We start from the raw sequence: 26,085 nt of genomic DNA, 5'->3' as shown, positions 1-26,085 counted from the left end.
ATTCAATTGCATTTGATAATCTAAATATAGAACTAAATTTTAGTGACAATTTGGGTCAATATACATATTTTTATTATGACTATTACATATTAAAAGTTAAAAAGGTGCTATCATTCTTTGATATTCTAGCAAATTTAAAAGAAGTCATGTAAAATTAATATATATTTGATTAGAAAATTTGAATGAATACCGATAATTAAAATATTGTAAAAGTATCTACAGCAATTTTGAAAAGTGATCCATATACATAAAGGAGTAAGCAATGAATTATTCTTCTCGTCAACAACCTAAACGAAACTGGTTACGTAAAGTCGACTGGATACTCGTACTAGTTATATCGCTATTAGCACTAACAAGTGTTATTTTAATCAGTTCCGCTATGGGTGGCGGACAATATAGTGCAAATTTCAGTATTAGACAAATCATTTATTATATTTTCGGAGCTATTATTGCACTTTTAATTATGATAATTTCACCGAAGAAAATTAAAAGTAATACTTATATTTTATATAGTATATTTTGCATTCTATTAATAGGATTACTTATTTTACCTGAAACTTCAATCACCCCAATTATTAATGGTGCTAAAAGTTGGTACAGTTTCGGTCCTATAAGCATCCAACCTTCCGAATTCATGAAAATTATACTTATACTTGCTTTAGCTAAAACGATATCTAAACATAACCAATTTACATTTAATAAGTCTTTTCAGTCTGATTTAATGTTATTTTTTAAAATTATAGGTGTATCCATTATACCTATGGCATTAATTCTATTGCAAAATGACTTAGGTACTACTTTGGTGTTATGTGCAATTATAGCTGGTGTCATGTTAGTAAGTGGAATAACATGGAGAATATTAGCACCTCTTTTTATTGTTGCATTTGTAAGTGGCTCTAGTATTATATTAGCTATCATTTATAAACCATCCTTAATAGAGAGCCTATTAGGAATAAAAATGTATCAAATGGGACGTATCAATTCTTGGTTAGATCCCTATTCATACAGTAGTGGGGATGGATATCACTTAACAGAATCTTTAAAAGCTATTGGTTCTGGTCAATTATTAGGTAAAGGTTATAACCATGGCGAAGTTTATATTCCTGAGAATCATACCGACTTTATTTTTTCAGTGATTGGCGAAGAAATGGGCTTTATAGGTTCAGTATTATTGATATTACTTTTCTTATTCTTAATATTCCACCTTATACGATTAGCTAGTAAAATTGATAATCAGTTTAACAAAGTATTTATCATAGGATATGTATCGTTGATTGTCTTTCACGTGTTACAAAATATCGGCATGACGGTTCAATTACTACCTATTACAGGTATACCACTTCCGTTTATTAGTTACGGCGGAAGTTCTTTATGGAGTTTAATGACTGGTATAGGAGTAGTTCTTTCAATTTATTATCATGAACCTCAACGATATCAAATACCCGCATTATCTAAAAAATCTAATACAATTTAACCTATATAAAAAAGAGACACTATTCACATTGAACAGTGTCTCTCTTTTTTATATTAATTTAGATAATCAATACATAAAATATTATATTATCATGCAAATCATTTTAATTCATGACTTACTTGATTAGATGTAGGCAAAGTATTAATAATATCTAAACGAGATTTAGTTTTCTTAATATTCACACCCAATGATGATAATAATTTGACTACATTTTGAATCTTATCCTGATTCTTCACAATTATCACCTCGTTAGAAATAGCTTCATATCCATCATACCCTAATTACTTCTACTTTACTACATCATCCAAGAAATATTTTTAAATATTTCTAAAAGTTATAATAATTCAAAGAAAAAACGAATTAAACACAATCCTTTAATTATAAAATACGAAATCCGCAATCGTAAATTTCTTTTTCAATGTTATTTAAATTTGCGGGAGTGTCAAATTCCACTCGAATCTCATTCATTTGGTAATCGATATCCACACTATTGATGCCTATCATCTTAGATAAATGATCTTTGAGCTGTTTCTCTTGTTCAGTTGTTTTAATACCTGAAACATGTATCAATCCTTTTTTCAATTTCATACCCTCTTAATCTTTTATTAATTTTTGGAATGTCACGAGCAATTCATCCATTGCTTCTTCTTGCGCACCGTCGTTTATTTTTTCCATAATACAACCCTTCATGTGATGATCTAGTAATTTAATAGCTACACTATTCAATGCTGAACGTGTTGCTCTAATTTGAGTTAGTACATCATCACAGTAAACATCGTCATCAATCATACGATTGATTGCTCTTACTTGACCTTCTATTCTATTTAATCTTGATTTTAAATTTGTTTTTATTTGCTCTGAGTGATGTGCACTCTCCATGTCTGCCATAAAGTCACCTCTGTTCATATTATATCGTATTATTCATAAATTCACTCGTCAATGATTCAGTTAATTAAATATCATCTCACCATGATATTCGTATTTCTTCATGCTATAATTATATTTAAAAATCACTGAAATGAAAACTGAGTGAGAATAAACAATCATAAAGGAGGTAACCTATGATAGAAGTCTTTACTATGGCACTTCATCAATCTAATATTATAATTAATATTTTATTAGTTAGTGCCTTTTTATTAAATTTAGTTTTTGCATTCATTATTATCTTCATGGAGAGGCGTACAGCAAATTCTATATGGGCGTGGTTATTGGTTTTAGTTTTTTTACCTTTAGTAGGATTCATATTGTATTTATTATTAGGTCGCCAAATACAGAGAGAACATATATTTAAACTCGCCAAAGAGGATAAAGTTGGTCTTGAAATGATTGTTGACGAGCAATTAGAGGCTTTGAAAAAGCAAGACTTTTCTAAGGGTAATCATCAAATTGTTAAATTTAAAGAAATGGTACAAATGTTACTTTATAATAATGCTGCTTTTTTAACAACTGATAACGATTTAACAATTTATACAGATGGTCATCAGAAATTCGATGATTTAATTAATGATATTAGACACGCACAATCATATATTCACATCCAATACTACATTATTCATAGTGATAATCTCGGAAAGCAGTTGTTACATGAACTAGAAAAAAAAGCTGAAGAAGGTATAGAAGTTAAAATGCTTTACGATGATATGGGCTCAAGAGATTTACGAAAGAAGGACTTAAAAAAATTTCGTCAAAGAGGCGGCCATGCTGAATCTTTCTTCCCATCAAAATTACCACTTATTAATTTAAGAATGAATAATAGAAATCACAGAAAAATAGTAGTCATTGACGGTACGATTGGATATGTTGGTGGTTTTAATGTAGGAGATGAATATTTAGGTAAATCTAAGAAATTTGGTTATTGGAGGGACACACACTTACGTATTAAAGGTGACGCGGTAAATGCCCTTCAACTCAGATTTATCTTAGATTGGAACTCACAATCAACTCGTGACAATTTAACTTATGAATCTCGATATTTTCCTGATGTTGACTCTGGTGGTACGATAGGCATACAAATTGCTTCAAGTGGGCCTGATGAAGATTGGGAACAAATTAAATATGGTTATTTAAAAATGATTTCTTCAGCTAAGGAATCTATATACATTCAATCACCATACTTCATTCCCGATCAAGCTTTTTTAGATTCGATTAAGATTGCAGCGCTTGGTGGTGTGGATGTTAACATCATGGTTCCTAACAAACGTGACCATCCCTTTGTTTATTGGGCTACGCTTAAAAACGTAGCGTCTTTACTTGAAGCTGGCGTAAATGTCTATCATTATGATAATGGTTTTCTACATTCAAAAACACTTGTCATTGATGATGAGGTAGCAAGTGTAGGAACTGCCAATATGGATAATCGAAGCTTTACATTAAATTTTGAGGTCAATGCTTTTATTTATGATGAAGGTGTAGCGCGATCATTAAAACAAGCTTTCATTAATGATATGAAATTATCTAACAAGCTCACTTCTGAAGCATATGCTAAACGAAATATACTAGTTAAATTCAAAGAAGGGATTTCACAACTACTTTCTCCAATTTTATAGAAATTTGCAAGAAGTGAACGCTTAACGACAGGTTCACTTCTTCATTTATATCTTCTTTAATGTAACAAAATATGTAGTATCATTAATTAAACCATTATAATGATGTCAAAGATATTATTAAATACTAAATGTTAAAAAATGAAATACTTTGATACTTTTAAATTAAGTAAGGAGTCTATCTATGAACTCAAGAATGAAGATTAAAAACGCTTATGAATATATGAAAAGTTTCCATCAACATGATACTACTGGACATGATATTGCACATGTGGAACGTATCTATAACAACGCTTGTTATATCGCTAAACAAGAAAATATAACAGATACATTCGTTATAGAACTATCATCTTTATTGCATGATACTGTTGATAGTAAATTAACTGATGAAATTTTAGCATATGATCAGCTTAAACAGTTCTTATCTACTCTAGATTTAAGCGATGAAATATCACAACAAGTCCTCTACATTATTAAACATATGAGCTATCGAGCTGGTAAAAATAATCACGTTAAACTTTCGATAGATGGTGAAATCGTTAGAGATGCTGATCGCCTAGATGCCATAGGAGCAATCGGCATTGCTAGAACATTCCAATTTTCAGGACACTTTGGTGAACCTATGTGGACTGAAACGAAGTTTTCAAATGAAGCGTTACATACGTCTCACATTGAAGAGTTAGACAATTCAGCAATAAAACATTTTTATGAAAAATTATTTAAATTAAAAGATTTAATGCACACACCTACTGCAAAAAAACTTGCAGAAGAAAGACATCAATTTATGATTCAATTTCTCAAACAATTTATGTCAGAGTGGAATTTTAATAAAGAGTAAATTCAAATAAGAGATAAATTGTTAATTCATGTTTTAACCAAAATCATTAGTATCTACCACATAAAAAATACCTGAGACAACGATTGGTGTCTCAGGTTATTGTTTATTATTTTTTATTCTTTTTTGATACTACTTGAGTATTTTTCCCTTTTTTCTTTGAAGAAGGATTATGTTCTCTTTCATACTTTTCAATAAAAGGTTGAACTTCTTTTTTAGCAAGTTTAGAGTAATAAATATTAGCAAAATGCGTTTGAATTACTAAGAATAATGCACTGACAGACCAGTATAAACCTAAAGCTGATGATGCTTGTAAAGAAATCCAAATAATCATTATTGGAGAAATAACCATCATCATATAACCCATCTGACGTTGCTCTTGAGGCATCGTTTTGCTTGAAACTACAGCTTGAATAAAGTATAGCACACCGGCAATAACTGTAATCCAAATGTCAGGTTTAGTTAAATTAAACCATAAGAAATGCGGATGTTCAGATAAACCATTTACAAGTTTATCTTTTAATACAAAGTATAATCCCATAATAATTGGCATTTGAATAAGTATAGGTAAACATCCTAACATGCTCTTCATAGGGTTCATATCATATTTTTTATAAACTTCCATAAGTTCTTGGTTTGCAGCCATTTTTTCTTCTTGTGTACGCGCACGTTTAACCTTTTCTTGAATGCCATCTACTTCAGGTTTAGCCACTTTCATTTTCTCACGCATCATGTGGCTATTTTTATAGTTAGATAACATAAATGGTAACAAGATTAAACGAATGAAAAGAACTAATACGATAATTGCTAGTCCAAAATTATTATGAAAAACATCATTTCCTAACCACTGTAAGAGATGTTTCATAGGTTGAACAAAAGTATTAAAGAAGAATCCATCTTGCTTCTCAGGTGTAGAGTAATCACAACCTGCTAGAAAAATCATTATTCCCAAAAACAAAGGTAGTAACGCTTTTTTCTTCATTTTTCCACCTCTAATGTTATATTCACATAGAGTATATTTTATCATACTAATACAATAGTAGAAAACAAAAAGTAGAAAAAATAGAGATTTAGGTGAAATATCTTAAGAAGTATTTAACCGTTTTGTCTATATTGGTACTACGTGTAATTGCTGAGATGACAGAAATACCATCTGCACCTTCGTCAACAATAGGCTGCACGTTAGTTTCATTAATACCTCCAATGGCAACTATAGGAACATCATGAATATATAATCTTAATTGAGATATCATAGATGGCCCAACAGGTTTACTAGCGTCATCTTTTGATGATGTTGTATACATTGGACCTACTCCAATATAATCAACTTTAGACAAATCAGATTGTTGATACTCTTTCAAATTCCCTACACTTAAACCTATAATCTTATTTTTAAATTGGCTTGCAAATTGTTGAATTTCCATATCATCTTGACCTACATGAATGCCATCAGCATTAATCTCTTGGGCTAATTGAACATCATCATTAACTATCATAGGTACGTGATATGAATGACATAATTGTTTAAGTTTTAAGGCTAGCTGTTTTTTCTTTTCTCCTTTTAGTGCATTAGGGCCTTTTTCACGAAATTGATACAATGTGATTCCAGCTTCTAATGCCTCTTTGAGAACTTGCTCAATTGATTTATTTTTAGGTATATCTTGTGTTCCGCAAATAAAATAGACTGATAATTGTTTTGAATCAAACATCATATTTATATCTCTACCTTTTTTACTTGATTTTTATAAGCAATATCATTCATTTGATAAAGTTGATCTAGTAGTTCAGATAGAAAAGTACCAGGTCCATTTACATGAGGTGCTTGTTCAGCAAATTCTGCTGCGATGTTGTAGACACTTACCGCTTCAACTAATAAATCAATTGAAGGTTGAGTATTTCTAAACAAGAAACTTGCTAATACACCACCTAACAAGCATCCAGCCCCTGTAATTTTAGTAAGAAGCGGAGAACCATTAGATAATTTAATTATTTTCTCATTTTTTGCAATAATATCATCTTCCCCAGTAATGACAATAGCAGTGTTTAAAGTATTTGCCGCTTTTTTTGCAATATTTACTGAATCTAATTCGCTATCACTGTCAGTACCTTTCATAGTTGTATTAAAATCAATTAATGTCAATATTTCTGATGCATTGCCTTTTATAACTGTGACATTAACTTCATCAAGAAAACGTTGACAAAAATTTTTACGATATGTAGATGCACCAACTGCCACTGGATCAAAAACTATTGGTGTACCTTGCTGATTAGCAATTTTACCTATTTTGATAATATCTTCCTCATTTTCACGTGTGAGTGTACCGATATTAATTAAAAGCGCACTAGCCATTCGAGTAAAATCTTCAGCTTCTTCTGGTGCCTCACTCATTGCGGGACTAGCACCTAAACTTAGTAAACCATTCGCAGTAAAGTTTTTCACAACATCATTGGTATAGCAAATTACGAGTGGATTTTCTGAACGTAATCGTTCTAAATTATTCATCATCTAAACCTACTTTCTTCATATAAGCAAAATGATTTACAGGTCCTCTTCCCCTGCCAATTTCTGGGGTATGTTCAATACTTAATGAAATAAACTCTTTTGCTTTTTTTACTGCATCATTTATGGAACGACCTTTAGCTAATTCTGCTGTAATGACTGCTGAAAAAGTACAACCAGTTCCATGCGTATGTTTAGTATCAAAGCGTCTGTTCTCAAATGTATACGTTTCATTCTTAGTGAAAAGAAAATCTTTAGCATTATTTAAATCGGCTGAATGTCCACCCTTAATTACAACGCCCTTACTACCAATTTCATTAATAAAGATTTGACCTGCTTTACGTATACTTTCTTCATCGTTAATTTTAATACCAGTAATTTCTTCAGCTTCAGGTATATTCGGAGTGACAACATCAGCCAAAGGTAATAATGTTGATTGCAAATGATTTTTAGTATTGTCATCCATCAATGAATCACCACTTTTGGCAAGCATAACTGGATCAATCACATAAGGAATATTGGAATGTTCCTTTAAGTAACTTTGAATCAACTCCATCGTTTCTTTTGTTGCAATCATACCCGTTTTGATAGCTTGTGGTAATTCATCATCAAACACACTATCAAGTTGTTCCTTTACCCATGAAGTTTCTAAATTATGAATATGTTGAACTCCTAGAGTATTTTGAGCAACGATACTTGTTATAGTGGCCATACCATAAACGCCACACGCGTGAAATGATTTTAAATCCGCCATAACACCTGCCCCACCGGTGGGGTCTGTGCCTGCTATTGTTAGTGCAATTTTAGGTTTATGCATTATTATCTCCCCTATATTCCCATTTTTCATTAATATATGCCATATTGAAGAAATGTCTCTCATGAATAGTACTTTGCAAGAAATTTTCTTTAATTTCATTTTTTTCAGTCTCACTACAATGTTTAGTTAAACGGTCCATCAATTGATCGAACACATCAACAAGTTCGTCCATTTCAGTACTATAAAATTGGAACCATTTAGAAGTCACTGATTCTTTATTTAATTTTGGATCTTCCATCGCACGTTTACCAATGACAGCGTAAACGTATGGACATGGTGCCATCGCTGCAATCGTGAAGGCTGCATTTTCACGTGCAAATGCATTGAAGTACATGTGTTTAATATAATGATCACCACTTGGTGGCCATACTTTTTCTTTTACTATTTCTTCATATGGTTCATTAATGAAATCAGCTAGAACCTCATGCGCTTCAACTTCTCCTTCTAACATAAATTCAATTTGTTCTACTAGAAATTTAACATCATCCATGGAACTCATTTTGGGTATGAGCATTGCATAAATATTTGTAAACTCTTTTAAATAAGAAGCGTCTGCTCTTAAGTATTGTCTTACAGCTTGATTAGATAACTTACCTGCTAGTAAATCTTGAATAAAACCATCATTGTAAATGTCATCAATAATAGGTTTTGATGCTTCCCTCAACTCTTTTGAAAATGTCATAATTAGCCTCCTCAAAAAATAAAACTACTTCCCAACGAGGAAAGTAGTTAGACCAAGACATCTTAATGACGAATAGTTAATAACTACTTTCCTACGTTGGTATTAACCAAATCAGGTTATAAGGGTCTGAATACATTCATCTCAGCCTTTTGGCTCCCCTAGTAGTAAATAATATATGATTCATTATCAACCATAGCAAACGATTACATGTAAATCAAATAAGTCGTATAATAAAAAACCATCTTCTCAAATTCGAGAAGATGGTACATACTTCATATTTTAATTAAGCAGTTACCCAATGACCTGGGCCACCAGTATTATATAATTTTACTGCTGCTTTGTCTTGTACGCTTTCTGGAGCTTTTGCAGGTGATACACCTTTATATTGACTTGGAGCAACAGAATCCCAAGTTGATTGTAAGAATTGATATTTACCTGCTGCACCTGAAGATGGGTTTATTGCATGAATATCGCCACCTGATTCACGTTGAGCAATTTGTTGTAAATGTGAATTTACATTTACTGATGAACCACTTGAAGCTTTACTTGAAGAAGTTTGACTTGCAGATGTTGATTTTGTTTGTGGTTGCGCTGTTTGCTCATTTTGTGGTGCTGATACTTGTACAGGTTGTTGTTGTGTTGCTACTTGAGATTGGCTTGGTTGAACAGGTTGCGTAGCATTGTTTGTTGATTCATAACTCCAACTCCAAGTAGAACCATCAGATTCAAAATGATAAGAATTGCCATTGTAATCAAAATTAATGTTATAAGCACCTTCTTGAACAGGGCTTTCATTTAGTGATTGATCATTAGTTAACGCTTTTTGAGCTAATTCTGCTTTATCAACATTTGTAGTCTCACTTGCATGTGCGTCATGTCCTGCGTTGCCTGCTACAACGCCTAGTCCTATAGCTAATGATGATGCAACTAATGTTTTTTTCATTATTAAAAATCCTCCTAAAAGTGATTTGTTTTCTTAATTTGTTTACGTAACTTACTGTAACATCTATAAAAATCGTGCAGGTTACACTGAAATAAAAATAAACGCCAGTTTTTTACACTGCAATTACATTAAATAGTATACTAATTCTAATGAATAGCCGTAATGATTCCTATCATGATAGTTTTTTCGAGTCACATTATCACAATATCGTTGTAATATAAATGAAATTTATCAGATAATTATCAAAATTATAGGCCTTTGATATGTATTTAAAGCGACCTTTAATTAATGTTTTATGATTAACAAAGGCCGCTCGAGTATAATTGAAAGAAAGGATAAATTAATTTATTAAATATAGGATGGAGTTTTAAAGGAAAAGTTAGTTGTTTAAATATGAATTATTTCTAAATCATCAGGTTGATAAGTGTTGTTTTCAAATTGATTATCAGAGGGAGTTTCATTGTTTTTATTTTTTGGGGACATGAATTTAATTGTTTCAACGTATAATTCTGTAACAAAATGTGTTTGGCATTCTTTTTCATATTTTCTTGAACGCATTTGCCCAGTTATACCTACTAAAGTACCTTGACTAGTGTACTTTTCAATATTAGTGGCAGTTTTACCGAAAGCTTTACAAAGCAAATAATCTGAAGAAATTTCGTTATTATCATCTTTGTAGTTTCTTTCTGTAGCAACGCAAAATGTTGCTATTTTGTTATCCTCCTTTTCATATATTTGAGCATCTTTCGTCATTCTACCAACAATGACTATTTTATTTAACATGTGTCACCTCCTTCTTATGCTCTAATCATAACTGAGCTTAGTTCACTGGTCAAAACCACAATTTTATTGAAATTGTTAGTAAATGATGATGAGATTTTGATATATTTAAAGAAAATATTGAAGTATTATATCTAAATCTGACATAAATTTATATTTTTGTATGAATAAAAAAATTTGGAGAAGTGATATTATGAAAACTTTTAAGGCAGTAAGATTTCAAATTGTGAATGAACATGGTGCTATATCCGAATACGCCATTGAAGATGGTGTGATTATAAATAAAGAGGGAAGTGGCACTGGGTGGTTACTAGAAATAGTTATTTCAAATGAACACTATGAAACATTTAATCAATATAAGGAAAACAAACAACTTTTAGATATTAGAGTAGTTATTACAAGACCTGCTAACGATCCAGCGTTATTTAATGCAACAGTTAAAAGCGTTAAAAATTTTAAATATTCAATGTCAGTCGTTTTAGAATGTCACATCTACACTTTGAGACAAGAATACGCTGAGAGTTTATTAGAAGAATTAGTTGATGAAGGACTTACTGGTGAAAAGTTAAAAAAAACATTTAATCGTATGATGCAATCAAAACCTAAGTTGAAAGATGAGAAAATCGAAAGATAAACACATAGGGTAATTATAAAACATTTAATTTTCATATATTTAAATCATATACAAATTTAAATGTTGAACATAAATAAAGCCTAGAACATGAATTAACCATTGTTCCAGGCTCTATACGAACACTAATTACTATATTAAAAAGCACTACTATTGATACTTATATTTTCAGACGAGACCTGACTTAGAGCATTTCAACCAGAAATTCAATAGACATGAAAAGTTAGGTCAATAATCTGTGCAACTTTCTTTAAATATGTTTTTACTATTTTATTATCACAATACGAATTATTTTACCTTAAGAGTTTAATTATCTAAGGTTAAGCATCTTGAATAGCAAAAGTAAGTTCACAGCTACAAGCAAGTTGGCCATCAACAGTCGCTTTAGCCGAACCTTTACCTATAGGGCCTTTTATTTTAGTTATTTCAACTTCCAACATTAATGTATCTCCAGGTACGACTTGTTTTTTGAAGCGACACTTATCAATGCCTGCAAATAATGCTATTTTTCCTTTATTTTCTTCGCTATTTAACATAGCTACTGCACCAGTTTGCGCTAAAGCCTCCGTTATGAGAACACCAGGCATCACAGCGTAATTAGGGAAATGTCCCTGGAAAAATGGTTCATTACCCGATACTTGCTTTAGTCCTACACATCTTTTACCTTCATCATATTCTACAATTTTATCTATTAGTAAAAAAGGTTGTCTGTGTGGGATAATTTGTTTAATTTGATTATAATCAAAAATCGTTTCCATTTTTAAAACCTCCGTGCTTAAGCTGTAATAATATTATTGATTAACTCGTTCTATGTTTGCACCTAGACTTTTTAGTTTTCCATGCAAATTGACGTATCCTCTATCAAGATGCTTTAACTCAGTCACTTGCGTAGTTCCCTCGGCAACTAAACCAGCTAAGATTAAGGCTGCAGCAGCTCTTAAATCCGTGGCTTTAACTTGAGCACCTTGTAAATGGCTTTTTCCTTCAATTTTAGCACTTCTTCCTTCAACACTTATATTCGCATTCATTCTTCTAAATTCTGCAACATGCATAAATCTATTTTCAAAAACTGTCTCAGTAATCACTTTGTGTCCATTTGCTGTTAATAATAAAGCCATCATTTGAGATTGCATATCAGTTGGGAAACCTGGGTGAGGTAAAGTTTTTACATCTACTGGATTTAAATCTCCATTTGCTGTAACTCTTATACCTTCTTCATTATATTCAAGATCTATCCCCATCTCTTCAAGCTTATATATTAAACTAGCCATATGTTCTTTAATTGCACCACGTACAAATATGTCACCACGAGTTATTGCACCTGCGATAAGTAGCGTTCCAGCTTCAATTCTATCTGGTATAATTGCATGTTCAACACCGTAAAGTTTTTCAACACCATGTATCGTAATGGTATCAGTACCAGCACCTGTGATTTTACCGCCCATTTCATTAATATAATTAGCTAAATCAACAATTTCAGGTTCTTTAGCGACATTCTCAATGATAGATTTTCCTGATGCCAAGGACGCTGCCATAATAATATTTTGAGTTGCACCTACACTCGGAAAATCTAAATGGATATGTGCTCCCTTTAATCCATCTTTAGCATTTGCATAAATATTTCCATTTTCTAAATGAATGTCTGCACCTAAAGCTTCAAATCCTTTAATGTGCTGCTCAATAGGACGTGTTCCAATCGCACATCCTCCTGGCAAAGCAACAATAGCATGCCCTAATCGAGCGAGTAATGGTCCCATAACCAAGATGCTTGCTCGCATTTTACTCACATATTCATAAGGGGCTTCTTCATTTAAAGTTTTAGTTGCATCAACTTTAACTGCATTTTTATCTTTATCATACTCTACATTTGCATTGAGTGTAGATAATACATTATTGATTGTTTCAACATCACTTAACTCTGGGACATTAACTAGTTTACTTTGTCCTTCTGAAGCAAGTAATGACGCTGTAAGTACAGGTAATACAGCATTTTTAGCTCCTTCAACATTTACTTCACCTGTTAAACGATTTCCACCATTTATTACTATTTTATCCATCTTTAATCCTCCACTTAAAACTCTAATCAGTTATTCATTTCCCAACATTATAATTAAATATTCGTCATATGATCACATTTAACCTATAAATTAAATAACAATTACAAAGTTATTTTATCAAGTATTTCACTTGAGTTGAATATTGCAATAAATCAACTATAAAGTTACTGACTGCCGTACCCAGTAAAATAGAAATAAAAATCATACAAACTTGAACTTGTAATGGGTAGCCCTTTTTAAAAAGTTGATCTAATTTTATGGAATTTAAAGCCCAATAAGCTACGCAAATACAAACAACATGTAAGATTAAATGTACAATTGCGAACTGACCAAGATAATCCATATTAAGCTCCTTCGTAAGATTACTGTATAACATTGTACACGAAAAGAGGCAATAAAGATACTTATAAAAATGGATATTAGTTTTTAATATTTTAGAATTTAAAAAAAGGTTCGATAGTCATTAAAATATACTATCGAACCTTTTTTAATTATTGTAATTCTGCAACACGTAAACGATTATTTGCTCGTTCAAGTGCTCTTTTAGCTCTATTTATGTCTGTATTATCATCATCATCTTCTAAATGTGATTCTGCTCTCGACTTAGCTAATTTAGCTCTTTCAACATCGATTTCACTAGCAGGTTCGGCCGTTTGGACGATAATTGATAATTGATGTTGTCTTGCTTCAATAAAGCCATCACTTACTGCAATAAATTCATTTCCGTTGTGAAAATTAACTTTCACATGACCTGTTTTTAATGCAGCAACAGTTGGAATGTGACCATACATAATCCCCATTTCTCCAGCTGTTGTTTGTAAGACAGCCATCTCAACGTCTTCACGTTCATAGACAGAACCATTAGGAGTGACAATATTTAGTCTAAGTGTATTCATTATCCATACCTCCTAATTATTAGACTTCAACACCCATATCTTTTGCTTTCTCAATTACGTCTTCCATGCTACCTACTAAACGGAATGCGTCTTCAGGGATATGGTCATACTTACCATCTAAAATATCTCTGAAGTCTGCAACTGTTGTTTTAACAGGTACATATGAACCTTTTTGTCCAGTGAATTGTTCTGCAACGTGGAAGTTTTGTGATAAGAAGAATTGAATTCTACGTGCTCGTTCCACAGTTTGCTTATCTTCATCAGATAATTCATCCATACCAAGAATCGCAATGATATCTTGTAACTCTCTATATTTTTGTAAAGTAGATTGAACTTCACGTGCCACATCATAATGCTCTTGACCTACTACTGAAGGTTCCAAAGCTCTAGATGTAGAAGCAAGCGGGTCTACAGCTGGATAAATACCCATTTCTGTTAATTTACGCTCTAAGTTTGTTGTTGAATCTAAGTGCGCGAACGTTGTTGCTGGCGCAGGGTCAGTATAGTCATCGGCTGGTACGAAAACAGCTTGAATTGATGTAACTGAACCTTTATTTGTTGAACTTATACGTTCTTGTAATTGACCCATTTCTGTAGCAAGTGTAGGTTGATAACCAACAGCTGATGGCATACGACCTAATAACGCAGAAACTTCTGAACCAGCTTGAGTGAATCTGAAAATGTTATCAATGAATAATAACACATCTTGACCTTCTTCATCTCGGAAATATTCAGCCATTGTTAATCCGGATAATGCTACACGCATACGTGCACCAGGTGGCTCGTTCATTTGACCAAAGACCATTGCAGTTTTCTTGATAACACCACTGTCGCTCATTTCATAGTAAAGATCATTACCTTCACGTGTACGTTCACCAACACCAGCGAATACTGAAATACCACCGTGTTCTTGAGCGATGTTATTAATAAGTTCTTGGATTAGTACGGTTTTACCTACACCGGCACCACCAAATAATCCAATTTTACCACCTTTTATGTAAGGTGCTAATAAGTCTACTACTTTAATACCAGTTTCTAAGATTTCTACTTTTGTTGATAATTCGTCGAATCCTGGAGCTTGTCTATGGATAGGGTCACGTCGTACTGAATCATCAATTTTTTCATCTAAGTCAATAGTTTCTCCTAGTACGTTAAACACTCTTCCTAGAGTTACGTCACCGACAGGTACACTAATGTCTCTACCTGTATCTTTAACTTCCATTCCTCTTTGAACGCCGTCAGTTGAGTCCATTGCAATTGTACGAACTACATCGTCACCTAATTGAAGTGCAACTTCTAACGTTAATTGAAGCGTTCCATCTTCTTTAGGAACTTCGATGTGTAATGCATTATTTATCTCAGGTACTTCGTTATGTTCAAAACGAACATCTATTACTGGACCCATAACTTGAGTTACACGGCCAATTCCCATGTTGATTTCCTCCTTTTATTATTACTCAAGAGCTGATGATCCACCCACAATTTCAGTAATTTGTTGAGTAATCGCAGCTTGTCTCGCTCTATTGTATTCTAATGATAAATCATCGATTAGTTCTGTCGCATTATCTGAAGCATTTCTCATTGCTGTCATACGTGAAGCGTGTTCACTAGCTTTTGCATCTAAGATTGTACCGTAGATTAAGCTTTCAACGTATTGTGGCAAAATAACGCTTAAAATAGATTCTTTATCTGGTTCAAATTCGTATGAAGACATTTGACCATGTCCTTGACCTGAATCTTCTTGAGATAATGGTAAAACTTGTTTAGTTGCAGGTTTATTTTCTAAGACACTAACATAATGACTGTAATAAATAGTCAATTCATCTATGTTTTCCTCGCTAAATAAATCAATAGCATGTTTAGCTATAGATTGAATAGACTTAAATGAAGGTTGATCTGGAACTTCAACTAAAGAACTTTCAATTTCATATCCTCTATGATTGAAGAAATCTACACCTTGCTGACCTAAAACGATTAGGCTATATTCACTACTGTCGTTGTGTTTAGATCTGATATCGTTTACTAATGTTTTTAAAACATTTGTACTATAGGCACCGGCTAAGCCTTTATCACTAGTAATTACTAAGTAACCACTTCTTTTAATATCTCTAGATTTAAGCATTGGATGATTAGAGGTACTATTTGAACCAGCTACAGCTGTAATAGCATCTTGCATCTTTTCCATATAAGGTCTAAATGATTTAGTATTTTTCTCAGCTCTACGTAATTTTGAACTAGAAACCATGTTCATCGCCTTAGTGATTTGCTTCATCTTACTTGTCGATTTAATACGACTGTCTATCTCTTTAAGAGAGGCCATTATCTCACCACCTTTGGAGTATTAATCTTAATTTAACGATTTATAAGATTTAGAATGTACTCTCTATATTACGATTAAATTAGATTTTATTCTTCTGATTTATTAAAGCCTTTTTTAAATTCTGTGATAGCAGAATCAAATTTATCAGCATCTGGTAAAGCACCAGTTTCTCTAATTTCATTTAATAACTCAGTTGCATTTGAATCAGCCCAGTGGTTAAATTCCTCTTCAAAACGAGTGATATCTTGTACAGGAATATCATCTAAGTAACCTTTAGTTAATGCAAAAATGATAAGTACTTGATGTTCTACAGGCAGTGGGTTGTTTTGACCTTGTTTTAAGACTTCAACAGTACGTTCACCACGCGCCAACTTTTTAGCTGTGAATTCATCTAAATCAGAACCAAATTGCGCAAATGATTCTAACTCACGATATGAAGCCAAGTCTAAACGTAATGTTCCTGCAACTTTTTTCATCGCTTTAATTTGAGCTGAACCACCAACACGAGATACTGATTGTCCAGCATTAATCGCTGGTCTAACACCTGAGAAGAATAAATCAGATTGCAAGAATATTTGTCCGTCAGTAATTGAGATAACATTTGTTGGAACGTAAGCTGAGATATCGCCAGCTTGAGTTTCAATGATTGGTAAAGCAGTAATTGAACCGCCTCCAAGATCATCGTTAAGTTTTGCAGCTCTTTCTAATAATCTACTGTGTAGGTAGAAGACGTCCCCAGGATATGCTTCACGACCTGGTGGTCTACGTAGTAATAATGATAACTCACGGTATGCTGCCGCTTGCTTAGTTAAATCATCGTAAACGATAAGAACATGTTTTCCATTAAACATGAACTCTTCACCCATAGTTACACCAGAATATGGCGCAATATAAAGTAATGGTGCTGGATCAGCTGCGGATGCAGATACAACGATTGTGTAGTCTAAAGCACCTGCTTGTCTTAATTTTTCAACATTTGCACGAACAGTTGAATCTTTTTGACCTATTGCAACATAAATACAAATTGTATCTTGATCTTTTTGGTTTAAGATAGAATCAATTGCAACTGTTGTTTTACCAGTTTGACGGTCACCAATGATTAATTCACGTTGACCTCGACCAATAGGTACTAAAGCATCAATTGCTTTGATACCTGTTTGTAATGGTTCATCTACAGATTTACGATCCATTACGCCAGTTGCTTTTTTCTCCACAGGACGGGTTTTAGTCGCATTGATTGGACCTTGCCCGTCAATAGGTTGTCCAAGAGGATTAACAACTCTTCCTATCATTTCCTCTCCGACTGGTACTTCCATAATTCGGCCAGTACGTTTAACTTCGTCACCTTCACTAATTTCTTCATATGGTCCTAAAATAACCACACCCACATTAGATTCTTCAAGGTTTTGTGCTAAACCAAGAACACCGTTATGGAATTCTACTAGCTCACCAGCCATAACGTCGTTAAGTCCGTGAATTAATGCGATACCGTCACCAATTTGGAGTACTGTACCAACATCTGTAACGGACATTTCTGACTCATAATTTTCAATTTGTGAGCGAAGCAATGCACTGATTTCTTCAGCTTTTATGGCCATCTATGTCACTCCTCTTTAAATATTAGTTAGCTCTTTCAAATTTTCTTTGTAATTGAACAAGGTCATTTCTAACACTACCATCCATAACTGTAGTTCCAACCTTAACTCTAAATCCACCAATTAGATCTTGATTGATTTTAGTGTTAACAATTACATTTGACAATTCAGTTTGCTTTTTTATAAGTTCTACAATTCTTGATATTTCATCTTCGCTTAACTCGTAAGTCGATTCAATAATAGCAAAATCTTGTTTGTAGTGTTTGTTAAATAAATTTTGAAATGATTTAAAAACATTCTCTACAATTGAAATATGTCGGTTATCTGCTAATACTTTTAAAGTATTTACCACATATGGATTTGCTTCGTTGTAAACTCTTTCTACAAATTCTTTACGTTGATTTGCAGTTAAACTTGGATTACTATCAATTGCTTTAAGTTGTTTTATGAAATCAAACGATGAATGGCTAATTGTTTCTAAATCTTCATAGACAACATCTAGTTGATTTGTATCTAGAGCGACATCAAATAATGCTTTGGCATATTTTTTTGCTACCTTTGCCATTATTTATCCCCTGCCTCTTTTAAATACTTTTCAACTAATTCTTTTTGATCTTGCTCTGAAATTTCTTTTCTAAGAACTTTAGATGCAATAAGTACTGATAGTTCAGAAACTTGATTATTAATATCAGAAATTGCACGTTCTTTTTGACTATTAATTTCACTTTGAGCAGTTTCAATCATACCATTAGCTTTTTCGTTAGCTTCATGAATAATTTCTTCATGTTGCTTACGTGCTTGAATCTTAGCATCATCTAAGATTTTTTGAACTTCATCTTGAGTTTCTTTAAGTGTCTTTCTATTTTCTTCTTCAAGTTTTTGAGCATTTATCTTAGCTTGTTCTGCGTCGTCAATATCTTTATTGATATCACGTTCACGTTTATCCATTACTTCTTTTAATGGACCCCAAGCAAATTTCTTCAAAAGTATGATGAGGATTACAAATGTTGCGAGTGTTACAATTGTTGTCCCCCATTCAACTCCTGCACCGAGAATAAATGTATTAGCTGTTGCAGTCACGGGCTCATGACACTCCTTTCGTCAAAATAATCACTAAGCTATAAAAAACAAAACGAACGGCGATAGTCTCTCGTTAGACTTCGCCTTATAAAATGTCTTATCCAGCAAATGTCATGAATGCAATTACAACACCGATGATTGGTAATGCCTCAACTAAACCAACACCAATGAACATGATACCCATTAATTGACCACGTGCTTCTGGTTGACGTGCTACACCTTCAACTGTTCTAGATACGATAAGACCGTTACCAATACCTGCACCTAATGCTGATAAACCAATTGCGATTGCCGCTGCGATTAAATTCATAATAAAATTTCCTCCTAATATTTATATAGTTACTAAATTATATTAATGTCCGTCTGCCACTTTATGTGACATGTAAACCATTGAAAGCATTACAAAGATATATGCTTGAATCGTTCCCACGAATATAGAGAACGCTTGCCAAACTATTAATCCAGGAATACTAATTATCCAACCCCATGCAGGTTGTTCAAAGAACAATGATGCAAGTAAACCGAGTAATAATTCACCTGCAAAAATATTACCGTACAAACGTAGACCTAAAGTTAATGTAGAAGTGAATTCTTCGAATACATTAATAATAGCCAATGGCCAGAAAGGTTTAAAATATCCAGCTGCATAAGCTTTTGTTCCACGCATTTTAATACCGTAATAGTGCGTTAACAAAATCATAGTTGTAGATAACGTTAGAGTTACCGTAGCGTCTGCTGTTGGTGATTTCCACCATAGCGTATGGTCATGAGTGACAATTGCGAACGGTAAACCAAGCATGTTGGCTACAAAAATGAAAAGAATTAATGTCACTGCTAAGAAGTGGAAATTCCCACCTTTTTTCCAGGCCATATTACTTTCAATAATACCTCTAACAAAATCAAATACCCATTCAATGAAGTTTTGTTTTCCAGTTGGTCGTTTCTTTAAGTTTCGAGTGCAAACTATAGCTAAAATAAAAACTAAAATTGCTGTAATCACTACCATTAAAACACTGGCCAGATTAAAAACAATATCGAAACCAAAGACGTTCCAACTAACGAGTGGGGATTTGTGATCCATAAACTCACCTCTTTCTATTAAATTTTTACTCCCTTTGTAGTAGAGGGCGCAATATGATTACAATATAAGAAATCATTAACCCAATTAAAACTCCGATAATATTAATGTGTTCTTTAAAGAATAACCATAATACACATGCAATAATTGCCACTAAATACCTCCAAGTACTACCAGTAGACATTTGTGTCGATTCTTTATGCATGGATTTAGCTAAATAAATCTCAAAGATGTATGTATTTACTAAAGAACCACATGTACCTATCATAAGACCCAAAAAAAATGGGCGGGGTGAAATTGAGTACAATATTCCAACTATTACCAATAAATAAAGATAATATTGCAAATATTGTTTGAAAATGATGTTGAAACGACGCATTTTATAGCCTCCGAGTGTCCTATACCAATCATGTAAACCGTTCCACTCATACAATCTAAATGATAATATAGCCGGTTGTATGGTGTCAATTCTATTCAAATTCTTGTTAAATTTTCACTGGTTTTTGTCACAAAAAATTCACATTTGTCATTTTATAAATCTTTTGTATATTCAAAATGATTGGGTCTGTCATTTGTCAAATTAAAATAATATTTTATATGTTGCACAATTCTCTCACTAGCTTGTCCATCGCCATATGGATTAACAGCTTGACTCATTTTTTGATAAAGGTCTGGTTTTTCTAATAATTTTTTAGTTTCATTATAGACATCTTCTTCATTCGTACCAATGACTCTCAAAGTTCCAGCATCTACACCCTCCGGTCTTTCAGTACTATCTCTCAATACTAAAACAGGTTTATGTAATGATGGTGCCTCCTCTTGTATTCCACCAGAGTCAGTCATAATGAGATATGCTTGTTTAGCAAAATTATGAAAATCAACCACATCAAGTGGTTCTATCAATTCAATCCTAGGATGATTTCCTAAATATTTTTGCGCTATATCTCTTACTTTGGGATTCATATGCATAGGATAGACCAACGCTAAATCATGATATTCATCAATCAACTTTCTAATCGCTTTAAACACGTTTATCATAGGTTTACCTATGTTTTCACGTCTATGTGCTGTGAGTAAAATAAAGTTTTTATTTTTATGTTTTTGTATAATAGATGATGAATATTGGTAATCGATTGTATATTTCATTGCGTCAATAGCTGTATTACCAGTGATAGCTATATGTTTGGCTAATTTACCCTCTTTTACTAAATTCTGTGCAGCATTATAGGTTGGGGCAAAGTGCAAATCTGCCATTACCCCAACCATTTGTCTATTTATTTCTTCTGGATAAGGTGAATATTTATTATAACTCCTTAATCCAGCTTCAACATGTCCTATAGGTGTTTGACTATAAAATGCAGCTAATGCTCCAGAAAAGGTTGTCACTGTATCACCATGAACAAGTACCATATCAGGCACTTCCTTTTGTATGATATCTTCTAACTTTTTCATTGCTTCAGATGTTACTTCAGACAGTGTTTGACCAGCTTTCATAATATTCAAATCATAATCTGCACTTATATTAAAAGTATTCAACACTGAATCAAGCATCTCCCTATGTTGGGCGGTGACTACAACAACGGGTTCCAGGTTAGAATCTTTTTCTAACGTTTTAATCAACGGAGCCATTTTTATAGCTTCAGGCCTAGTTCCAAATATGGTCATAACTTTTTTCTTCAAAAATATCTATCTCCGAATCTATTATTTAGTACCGAATAATCTATCCCCTGCATCACCTAAACCAGGTGTAATATACGCTTTGTCATTTAATTTTTCATCTAATGCTGCAATGTATATATCTACATCTGGGTGTGCTTCTTGCATTTTTTCAACGCCTTCAGGGGCAGCTATTAAACACATAAAACGTATACTTTTAGCTCCTCGTTTTTTTAATGAAGAAATTGCTTCAATAGCTGAAGCACCAGTAGCAAGCATAGGATCAACCACAATAATTTGACGTTCATCGATATCTTGAGGCATTTTCGCAAAGTACTCTACCGCTTCAAGAGTCTCTGGATCTCTATAAAGTCCTATATGTCCTACCCTAGCAGCAGGAACAAGACTTAACACACCATCTGTCATGCCTAAACCAGCTCTTAAAATAGGTACAATTGCTAACTTTTTACCTGCCAAACGTTTAGCTGTCATTTTAGTCACAGGCGTTTGTATTTCAACATCTTGTAGTTCTAAGTCTCTAGTTACTTCATAGGCCATTAACATACCGACTTCATCTACAAGTTCTCTAAACTCTTTTGTTCCAGTGTGAGCGTCTCTAATATAACTTAGTTTGTGTTGTATTAATGGGTGATCAAAAACATGTACTTTACTCATAATCATTTTCCTCCAATGTGTATATCTATTAATTATATAATGGATATTTAGATGTGAGTGCGTGAACCCTCTCTTTAGCTTCATTTAGTTTAGTATCATTATCATAGTTATTTAATGCTAAACTAATAATTTTTGCTACTTCCACAAATGCAGATTCATCAAAACCACGAGTTGTAGCTGCAGGTGTTCCTAGTCTAACACCACTTGTTACAAACGGTTTTTCTTTATCAAATGGAATAGTATTCTTATTACATGTAATTCCTACTTTATCAAGTGTCTCTTCAGCTAATTTACCAGTCATATTGATAGAACCTTTAACATCAACTGCAACTAAATGATTGTCTGTTCCGCCAGATACAACTCTGAACCCTTCTTCAATTAATGTTTGAGCTAAAGCTTGTGCATTTTTAATGACTTGATTTTGATAATCTTTAAAATCGTCGTTCAAAGCTTCTCCAAATGCAACAGCTTTTGCAGCGATGACATGTTCTAGTGGACCACCTTGAATACCTGGGAAGATTGTTTTATCTATATCTTTTTTATATTCTTCTTTACATAAAATCATACCACCACGTGGACCACGTAAAGTTTTATGAGTTGTAGTAGTCACAAAATCAGCATATTCTACAGGATTAGGATGTAAACCAGCAGCTACTAAACCAGCAATATGTGCCATATCTACCATCAATTTAGCTCCTACTTCGTCTGCAATTTCTTTAAATTTTTTAAAGTCAATAGTTCTTGAATATGCTGAAGCACCAGCTACAATTAATTTAGGTTGATGCTCAATTGCTAAACGTCTCACTTCATCATAGTTAATTAATTCATTTTCTTGGTCCACACCATATTCAACAAAATGATAAAATTTACCACTAAAATTGACAGGTGCCCCATGAGTTAAATGCCCACCATGACTCAAATTCATACCTAACACAGTATCGCCCATTTCTAAAGCAACCAAATACACAGCCATATTAGCTTGAGAACCTGAATGGGGTTGGACATTAACATGTTCTGCTCCAAATAAAGCTTTTGCTCTATCAATGGCAATGGCCTCAGTTACATCTACGTGCTCACACCCGCCATAATAACGACGTCCAGGATAACCCTCAGCATATTTATTCGTTAATACTGAACCTTGAGCTTCCATAACTGCTTGTGATACGAAATTTTCTGATGCAATAAGTTCAATATTACTATTTTGTCGTTGAAAATCCTTTTGAATAGCATCGTAAACAACTTTATCCTTCTTCTCGATATAAGACATTTGAATCCCCTTCTTCCACAATATTTATTGATATTTAGCTCGTTCGCCACCAATTTTCTTAGGTCTAGATGTCGCTATGGTAACGATAGCTTCTCCAATTTGTTTAACACTTGTTCTTACAGGAACACACACATGTTTAATATGCATTCCAATTAAGGTCTGACCTATATCTATACCTTTTGAAACAGTAATATGCTCAACAACAATAGGATCTTCCATTTGTTGATAAGCGTAAGTGGATAAACTACCACCTGCATGAACGTCTGGAATGACAGTAACTTCTTCCATAGTCAATGGGTTGAAATTTGCTCTATCTATCGTTACTGCCCGGTTAATATGTTCACATCCTTGAAAAGCAAATGTCACGCCTGTATCAATCTCTAGTTGTTTCAAATTTTCATAAATTTCTTTAGCTACGTCCATCGATCCAACAGAACCAATACGTTTACCTATAACTTCAGAAGTTGAACAACCAATGATACACATTTCGCCTGGGTTAAAGAATGACATATCTTTCAATTCATCAAGCAGTTGTTGTAAATCACGCATTTGAACCCACCCCTTTGTAAAAAATAAAAAGGAACATAGCAAACTTGCTATACTCCTTAATTATAACTTATTTAAAGCTTAACATATACTAATTATATATATTTTACTTTACTCGTGTTTAAATTTTATTTTGTCGACTAAATCATAAATTTTGATATAAGTTTGTTCATAAACATCGAATGAGCCACCAAATGGGTCATCAATTTCCTGTGTGTCACCTACATACTCATTTAATGTAAAGACATTAGATTGTCGTCCATACATAGAAAATATCAAGTCTTTATGATCTTGCGTCATGGTAAGTATAATATCAGCATCAAGATCATCTATACGAAAAGTTTGTGCTAGCGATGGTTCAGGTAAACCGTACTTATGAATTAATTCTAACGATTCCTTAGATATGGCCTGTCCCTCAACTGCGAATAGTCCTCTTGAAGCTATGCTATCGTTTGGTAAAAGGGACTTGGCTATACTTTCAGCCAGTGGGCTTCGACAAGTGTTGCCACTACATACAAAAATTATTTTCATAGCTTTTCACCTTTAACTAGTTTATAACTTGCTGCTTTTAACATTCGATTCATGATAGCTTCAGTATGATGATTATCTTCAAATCCATAAATATATGCCTCTTCTATTTCTTCATTCTGGTCAAGTTCATGTAAAATTTCATATAAATTATGGCCTGCTGATTTAAAATCTTCCTTATTTTCACATAATGATATAAAAATGCTATTTTCGGGAATCAAACTTCTTTGACTCTGTGGAAATACAAATGCTACTTTTGACCATTTATCATCATTAGCTATTTTTTTATTTAAATCTTTAACAATTGTTAATGGGGTTTCTGGAGAATAATGTTTATATTTCATCCCAGGTGCGATAGGCTTTTCATTTTCCTCATATATTTGACGATTTATCGAATGCGGTAGTTTAGTTTCTATCATATCTTGTGTAATTGAACCTGGTCGCGCGATACGAAACGGAAACTGTGTGCAATCAATCACAGTACTTTCAAGCCCCTCTTCACATTGATCACCATTAACTATACCGTTGACTTTGCCATTTAAATCTCTATTCACATGTTCAAAGGTTGTTGGTGACGGACGACCACTAATATTAGCACTAGGAGCTGCTATGGGTTCATCTACAATTTGAAGTAATGCTCTCCCTATTTTATGACTAGGCATTCTAACAGCGATAGATTCTAATCCACCAGTCACTTTACTGCAAAGATAACCCTGTTTAAGTGGTAATATAAAAGAAATAGGTCCCGGCCAAAATTCATCCATTAATACTTTAACCTTATCATCGATATGCTCTACAAAATCATCGAGTTGTTCAATACTGTGAATATGGACGATTAACGGATTATCTGACGGACGTCCTTTTGCAACATAGATATTTTCGACTGCTTCTTCGTTTCTAGCATTCGCCCCAAGACCATATACTGTTTCAGTAGGTATCGCTACTAAACCTCCATCTAGGAAAGTTTGTTTTATCTCATCAATATGTGGATATTGACTAACATTATTTTTATACATTCTTAAATCCCATATTTGTGTGTGCATGTTTTCACCTCTTCTGTGATTGTATGCTGTAAAGAAATAAGGGCAGAATTTAATTCATTTTCAAAAAGTTGAATTAAAATTCCACCCGTGCTATGTTGCTGATCGAAAGTCATGTTTTTCATAAACAAAACAACTATAA

General features: G+C 33.1%; 33 protein-coding genes and 1 riboswitch. Of the genes, 4 read left to right on the top strand and 29 right to left on the bottom strand.

What is annotated here, in order from left to right; genetic code table 11:
* Positions 1-262: 262 nt before the first annotated feature.
* Positions 263-1,474 carry an FtsW/RodA/SpoVE family cell cycle protein gene (locus HMPREF3241_RS10930; protein WP_002447766.1) on the top strand — a complete coding sequence of 404 codons (1,212 nt, stop codon included), beginning with the start codon at positions 263-265 and terminating at the stop codon, positions 1,472-1,474.
* Between the two features lie 98 nt (positions 1,475-1,572).
* Here the strand turns inward: HMPREF3241_RS10930 and HMPREF3241_RS10925 are convergent, their stop codons facing one another.
* The 3 genes from HMPREF3241_RS10925 to csoR all read right to left on the bottom strand — a co-directional run bounded on the left by HMPREF3241_RS10925 (position 1,573) and on the right by csoR (position 2,362).
* Entirely contained in the window at positions 1,573-1,710 is a 138-nt protein-coding gene (locus HMPREF3241_RS10925) for an Lmo0850 family protein (RefSeq protein WP_001829949.1), read from the bottom strand.
* Between the two features lie 142 nt (positions 1,711-1,852).
* Positions 1,853-2,062 carry a putative copper chaperone CsoZ gene (locus HMPREF3241_RS10920; protein WP_002447767.1) on the bottom strand — a complete coding sequence of 70 codons (210 nt, stop codon included), beginning with the start codon at positions 2,060-2,062 and terminating at the stop codon, positions 1,853-1,855.
* 6 nt (positions 2,063-2,068) lie between these two features.
* Positions 2,069-2,362, bottom strand: coding sequence for a copper-sensing transcriptional repressor CsoR (csoR, locus tag HMPREF3241_RS10915; protein WP_002458700.1), 294 nt, complete (start codon positions 2,360-2,362; stop codon positions 2,069-2,071).
* 173 nt (positions 2,363-2,535) lie between these two features.
* Between csoR and cls the strand changes: the two genes are divergently transcribed.
* On the top strand, positions 2,536-4,020 hold the full coding sequence (gene cls, locus HMPREF3241_RS10910; RefSeq protein ID WP_002447769.1) for a cardiolipin synthase: 1,485 nt from the start codon (positions 2,536-2,538) through the stop codon (positions 4,018-4,020).
* Positions 4,021-4,201: 181 nt separating this feature from the next.
* Positions 4,202-4,855 carry an HD domain-containing protein gene (locus tag HMPREF3241_RS10905; RefSeq protein ID WP_002495677.1) on the top strand — a complete coding sequence of 218 codons (654 nt, stop codon included), beginning with the start codon at positions 4,202-4,204 and terminating at the stop codon, positions 4,853-4,855.
* A 106-nt stretch (positions 4,856-4,961) separates the two neighbouring features.
* Here HMPREF3241_RS10905 and yidC read toward each other — a convergent pair whose 3' ends face one another.
* From yidC to HMPREF3241_RS10870, 7 genes are all read right to left on the bottom strand, one after another.
* On the bottom strand, positions 4,962-5,834 hold the full coding sequence (gene yidC / locus HMPREF3241_RS10900; RefSeq protein ID WP_002458703.1) for a membrane protein insertase YidC: 873 nt from the start codon (positions 5,832-5,834) through the stop codon (positions 4,962-4,964).
* Positions 5,835-5,922: 88 nt separating this feature from the next.
* Positions 5,923-6,561 (bottom strand): thiamine phosphate synthase, encoded by a 639-nt coding sequence (thiE, locus tag HMPREF3241_RS10895; protein WP_002458704.1) that lies wholly within the window; start codon positions 6,559-6,561, stop codon positions 5,923-5,925.
* A gap of 5 nt (positions 6,562-6,566) precedes the next feature.
* Complete coding sequence (gene thiM / locus HMPREF3241_RS10890; protein WP_002486939.1) at positions 6,567-7,355, bottom strand: hydroxyethylthiazole kinase; 789 nt, start codon at positions 7,353-7,355, stop codon at positions 6,567-6,569.
* A complete protein-coding gene (thiD, locus tag HMPREF3241_RS10885) occupies positions 7,348-8,169 on the bottom strand; it encodes a bifunctional hydroxymethylpyrimidine kinase/phosphomethylpyrimidine kinase (protein ID WP_002458705.1) in 822 nt (273 codons plus the stop codon). The genes thiM and thiD overlap by 8 nt, the downstream gene beginning before the upstream one ends.
* On the bottom strand, positions 8,162-8,851 hold the full coding sequence (gene tenA, locus HMPREF3241_RS10880) for a thiaminase II (protein ID WP_002447775.1): 690 nt from the start codon (positions 8,849-8,851) through the stop codon (positions 8,162-8,164). Before tenA ends, thiD begins: the two co-directional genes overlap by 8 nt.
* Positions 8,852-8,922: 71 nt before the next feature.
* A riboswitch (TPP riboswitch) is annotated at positions 8,923-9,021 on the bottom strand.
* Between the two features lie 113 nt (positions 9,022-9,134).
* The gene (locus tag HMPREF3241_RS10875; RefSeq protein WP_002447776.1) at positions 9,135-9,794 is read right to left on the bottom strand and encodes a transglycosylase family protein; all 660 of its coding nucleotides are present in this window, start codon (positions 9,792-9,794) and stop codon (positions 9,135-9,137) included.
* 387 nt (positions 9,795-10,181) lie between these two features.
* Positions 10,182-10,577, bottom strand: a complete 396-nt coding sequence (locus tag HMPREF3241_RS10870) for a single-stranded DNA-binding protein (RefSeq protein WP_070853667.1) — start codon at positions 10,575-10,577, stop codon at positions 10,182-10,184.
* Between the two features lie 190 nt (positions 10,578-10,767).
* Between HMPREF3241_RS10870 and HMPREF3241_RS10865 the strand changes: the two genes are divergently transcribed.
* The gene (locus HMPREF3241_RS10865; protein WP_002458706.1) at positions 10,768-11,208 is read left to right on the top strand and encodes a YwpF-like family protein; all 441 of its coding nucleotides are present in this window, start codon (positions 10,768-10,770) and stop codon (positions 11,206-11,208) included.
* 317 nt (positions 11,209-11,525) lie between these two features.
* Here HMPREF3241_RS10865 and fabZ read toward each other — a convergent pair whose 3' ends face one another.
* The 19 genes from fabZ to HMPREF3241_RS12575 all read right to left on the bottom strand — a co-directional run bounded on the left by fabZ (position 11,526) and on the right by HMPREF3241_RS12575 (position 26,068).
* Positions 11,526-11,963, bottom strand: coding sequence for a 3-hydroxyacyl-ACP dehydratase FabZ (fabZ, locus tag HMPREF3241_RS10860; RefSeq protein ID WP_002447779.1), 438 nt, complete (start codon positions 11,961-11,963; stop codon positions 11,526-11,528).
* A 33-nt stretch (positions 11,964-11,996) separates the two neighbouring features.
* Positions 11,997-13,262: a UDP-N-acetylglucosamine 1-carboxyvinyltransferase gene (gene murA / locus HMPREF3241_RS10855; protein WP_002447780.1), complete on the bottom strand. Its 1,266-nt coding sequence runs from the start codon at positions 13,260-13,262 to the stop codon at positions 11,997-11,999.
* A 109-nt stretch (positions 13,263-13,371) separates the two neighbouring features.
* The gene (locus HMPREF3241_RS10850) at positions 13,372-13,605 is read right to left on the bottom strand and encodes a DUF1146 family protein (protein ID WP_002495678.1); all 234 of its coding nucleotides are present in this window, start codon (positions 13,603-13,605) and stop codon (positions 13,372-13,374) included.
* 148 nt (positions 13,606-13,753) lie between these two features.
* Positions 13,754-14,158 (bottom strand): F0F1 ATP synthase subunit epsilon, encoded by a 405-nt coding sequence (locus HMPREF3241_RS10845; protein ID WP_002447782.1) that lies wholly within the window; start codon positions 14,156-14,158, stop codon positions 13,754-13,756.
* Positions 14,159-14,177: 19 nt separating this feature from the next.
* A complete protein-coding gene (atpD, locus tag HMPREF3241_RS10840; RefSeq protein WP_002447783.1) occupies positions 14,178-15,590 on the bottom strand; it encodes a F0F1 ATP synthase subunit beta in 1,413 nt (470 codons plus the stop codon).
* A 21-nt stretch (positions 15,591-15,611) separates the two neighbouring features.
* On the bottom strand, positions 15,612-16,478 hold the full coding sequence (gene atpG / locus HMPREF3241_RS10835) for an ATP synthase F1 subunit gamma (RefSeq protein WP_002496986.1): 867 nt from the start codon (positions 16,476-16,478) through the stop codon (positions 15,612-15,614).
* An 86-nt stretch (positions 16,479-16,564) separates the two neighbouring features.
* Complete coding sequence (gene atpA, locus HMPREF3241_RS10830) at positions 16,565-18,076, bottom strand: F0F1 ATP synthase subunit alpha (protein WP_002475463.1); 1,512 nt, start codon at positions 18,074-18,076, stop codon at positions 16,565-16,567.
* Between the two features lie 22 nt (positions 18,077-18,098).
* A complete protein-coding gene (locus HMPREF3241_RS10825; protein WP_070853666.1) occupies positions 18,099-18,638 on the bottom strand; it encodes a F0F1 ATP synthase subunit delta in 540 nt (179 codons plus the stop codon).
* The gene (locus HMPREF3241_RS10820) at positions 18,638-19,153 is read right to left on the bottom strand and encodes a F0F1 ATP synthase subunit B (protein ID WP_002447787.1); all 516 of its coding nucleotides are present in this window, start codon (positions 19,151-19,153) and stop codon (positions 18,638-18,640) included. Before HMPREF3241_RS10820 ends, HMPREF3241_RS10825 begins: the two co-directional genes overlap by 1 nt.
* A 97-nt stretch (positions 19,154-19,250) precedes the next feature.
* Positions 19,251-19,463, bottom strand: coding sequence for a F0F1 ATP synthase subunit C (gene atpE / locus HMPREF3241_RS10815; protein ID WP_001048816.1), 213 nt, complete (start codon positions 19,461-19,463; stop codon positions 19,251-19,253).
* 42 nt (positions 19,464-19,505) lie between these two features.
* Positions 19,506-20,234 (bottom strand): F0F1 ATP synthase subunit A, encoded by a 729-nt coding sequence (atpB, locus tag HMPREF3241_RS10810; RefSeq protein ID WP_001829936.1) that lies wholly within the window; start codon positions 20,232-20,234, stop codon positions 19,506-19,508.
* A 25-nt stretch (positions 20,235-20,259) separates the two neighbouring features.
* A complete protein-coding gene (locus HMPREF3241_RS10805; RefSeq protein WP_002491197.1) occupies positions 20,260-20,610 on the bottom strand; it encodes an ATP synthase subunit I in 351 nt (116 codons plus the stop codon).
* Positions 20,611-20,762: 152 nt separating this feature from the next.
* On the bottom strand, positions 20,763-21,896 hold the full coding sequence (wecB, locus tag HMPREF3241_RS10800; protein WP_032602800.1) for a non-hydrolyzing UDP-N-acetylglucosamine 2-epimerase: 1,134 nt from the start codon (positions 21,894-21,896) through the stop codon (positions 20,763-20,765).
* Positions 21,897-21,932: 36 nt separating this feature from the next.
* The gene (upp, locus tag HMPREF3241_RS10795) at positions 21,933-22,562 is read right to left on the bottom strand and encodes a uracil phosphoribosyltransferase (protein WP_002458713.1); all 630 of its coding nucleotides are present in this window, start codon (positions 22,560-22,562) and stop codon (positions 21,933-21,935) included.
* Between the two features lie 28 nt (positions 22,563-22,590).
* Complete coding sequence (glyA, locus tag HMPREF3241_RS10790) at positions 22,591-23,829, bottom strand: serine hydroxymethyltransferase (protein ID WP_070853665.1); 1,239 nt, start codon at positions 23,827-23,829, stop codon at positions 22,591-22,593.
* 24 nt (positions 23,830-23,853) lie between these two features.
* A complete protein-coding gene (locus HMPREF3241_RS10785) occupies positions 23,854-24,378 on the bottom strand; it encodes a TIGR01440 family protein (RefSeq protein WP_002447792.1) in 525 nt (174 codons plus the stop codon).
* Positions 24,379-24,486: 108 nt separating this feature from the next.
* Positions 24,487-24,906 (bottom strand): low molecular weight protein arginine phosphatase, encoded by a 420-nt coding sequence (locus HMPREF3241_RS10780; protein ID WP_002447793.1) that lies wholly within the window; start codon positions 24,904-24,906, stop codon positions 24,487-24,489.
* A complete protein-coding gene (locus tag HMPREF3241_RS10775) occupies positions 24,903-25,946 on the bottom strand; it encodes an L-threonylcarbamoyladenylate synthase (protein WP_002447794.1) in 1,044 nt (347 codons plus the stop codon). Before HMPREF3241_RS10775 ends, HMPREF3241_RS10780 begins: the two co-directional genes overlap by 4 nt.
* Positions 25,922-26,068: a hypothetical protein gene (locus HMPREF3241_RS12575; protein WP_002447795.1), complete on the bottom strand. Its 147-nt coding sequence runs from the start codon at positions 26,066-26,068 to the stop codon at positions 25,922-25,924. Before HMPREF3241_RS12575 ends, HMPREF3241_RS10775 begins: the two co-directional genes overlap by 25 nt.
* Between the last annotated feature and the right edge of the window lie 17 nt (positions 26,069-26,085).

The sequence above is a fragment of the Staphylococcus sp. HMSC34G04 genome (assembly GCF_001838765.1).
In the GTDB taxonomy this organism is placed as follows: domain Bacteria; phylum Bacillota; class Bacilli; order Staphylococcales; family Staphylococcaceae; genus Staphylococcus; species Staphylococcus epidermidis.
Note: the sequence above shows the minus strand (reverse complement) of the source record. Positions and strands in the feature narration are given on the sequence as shown.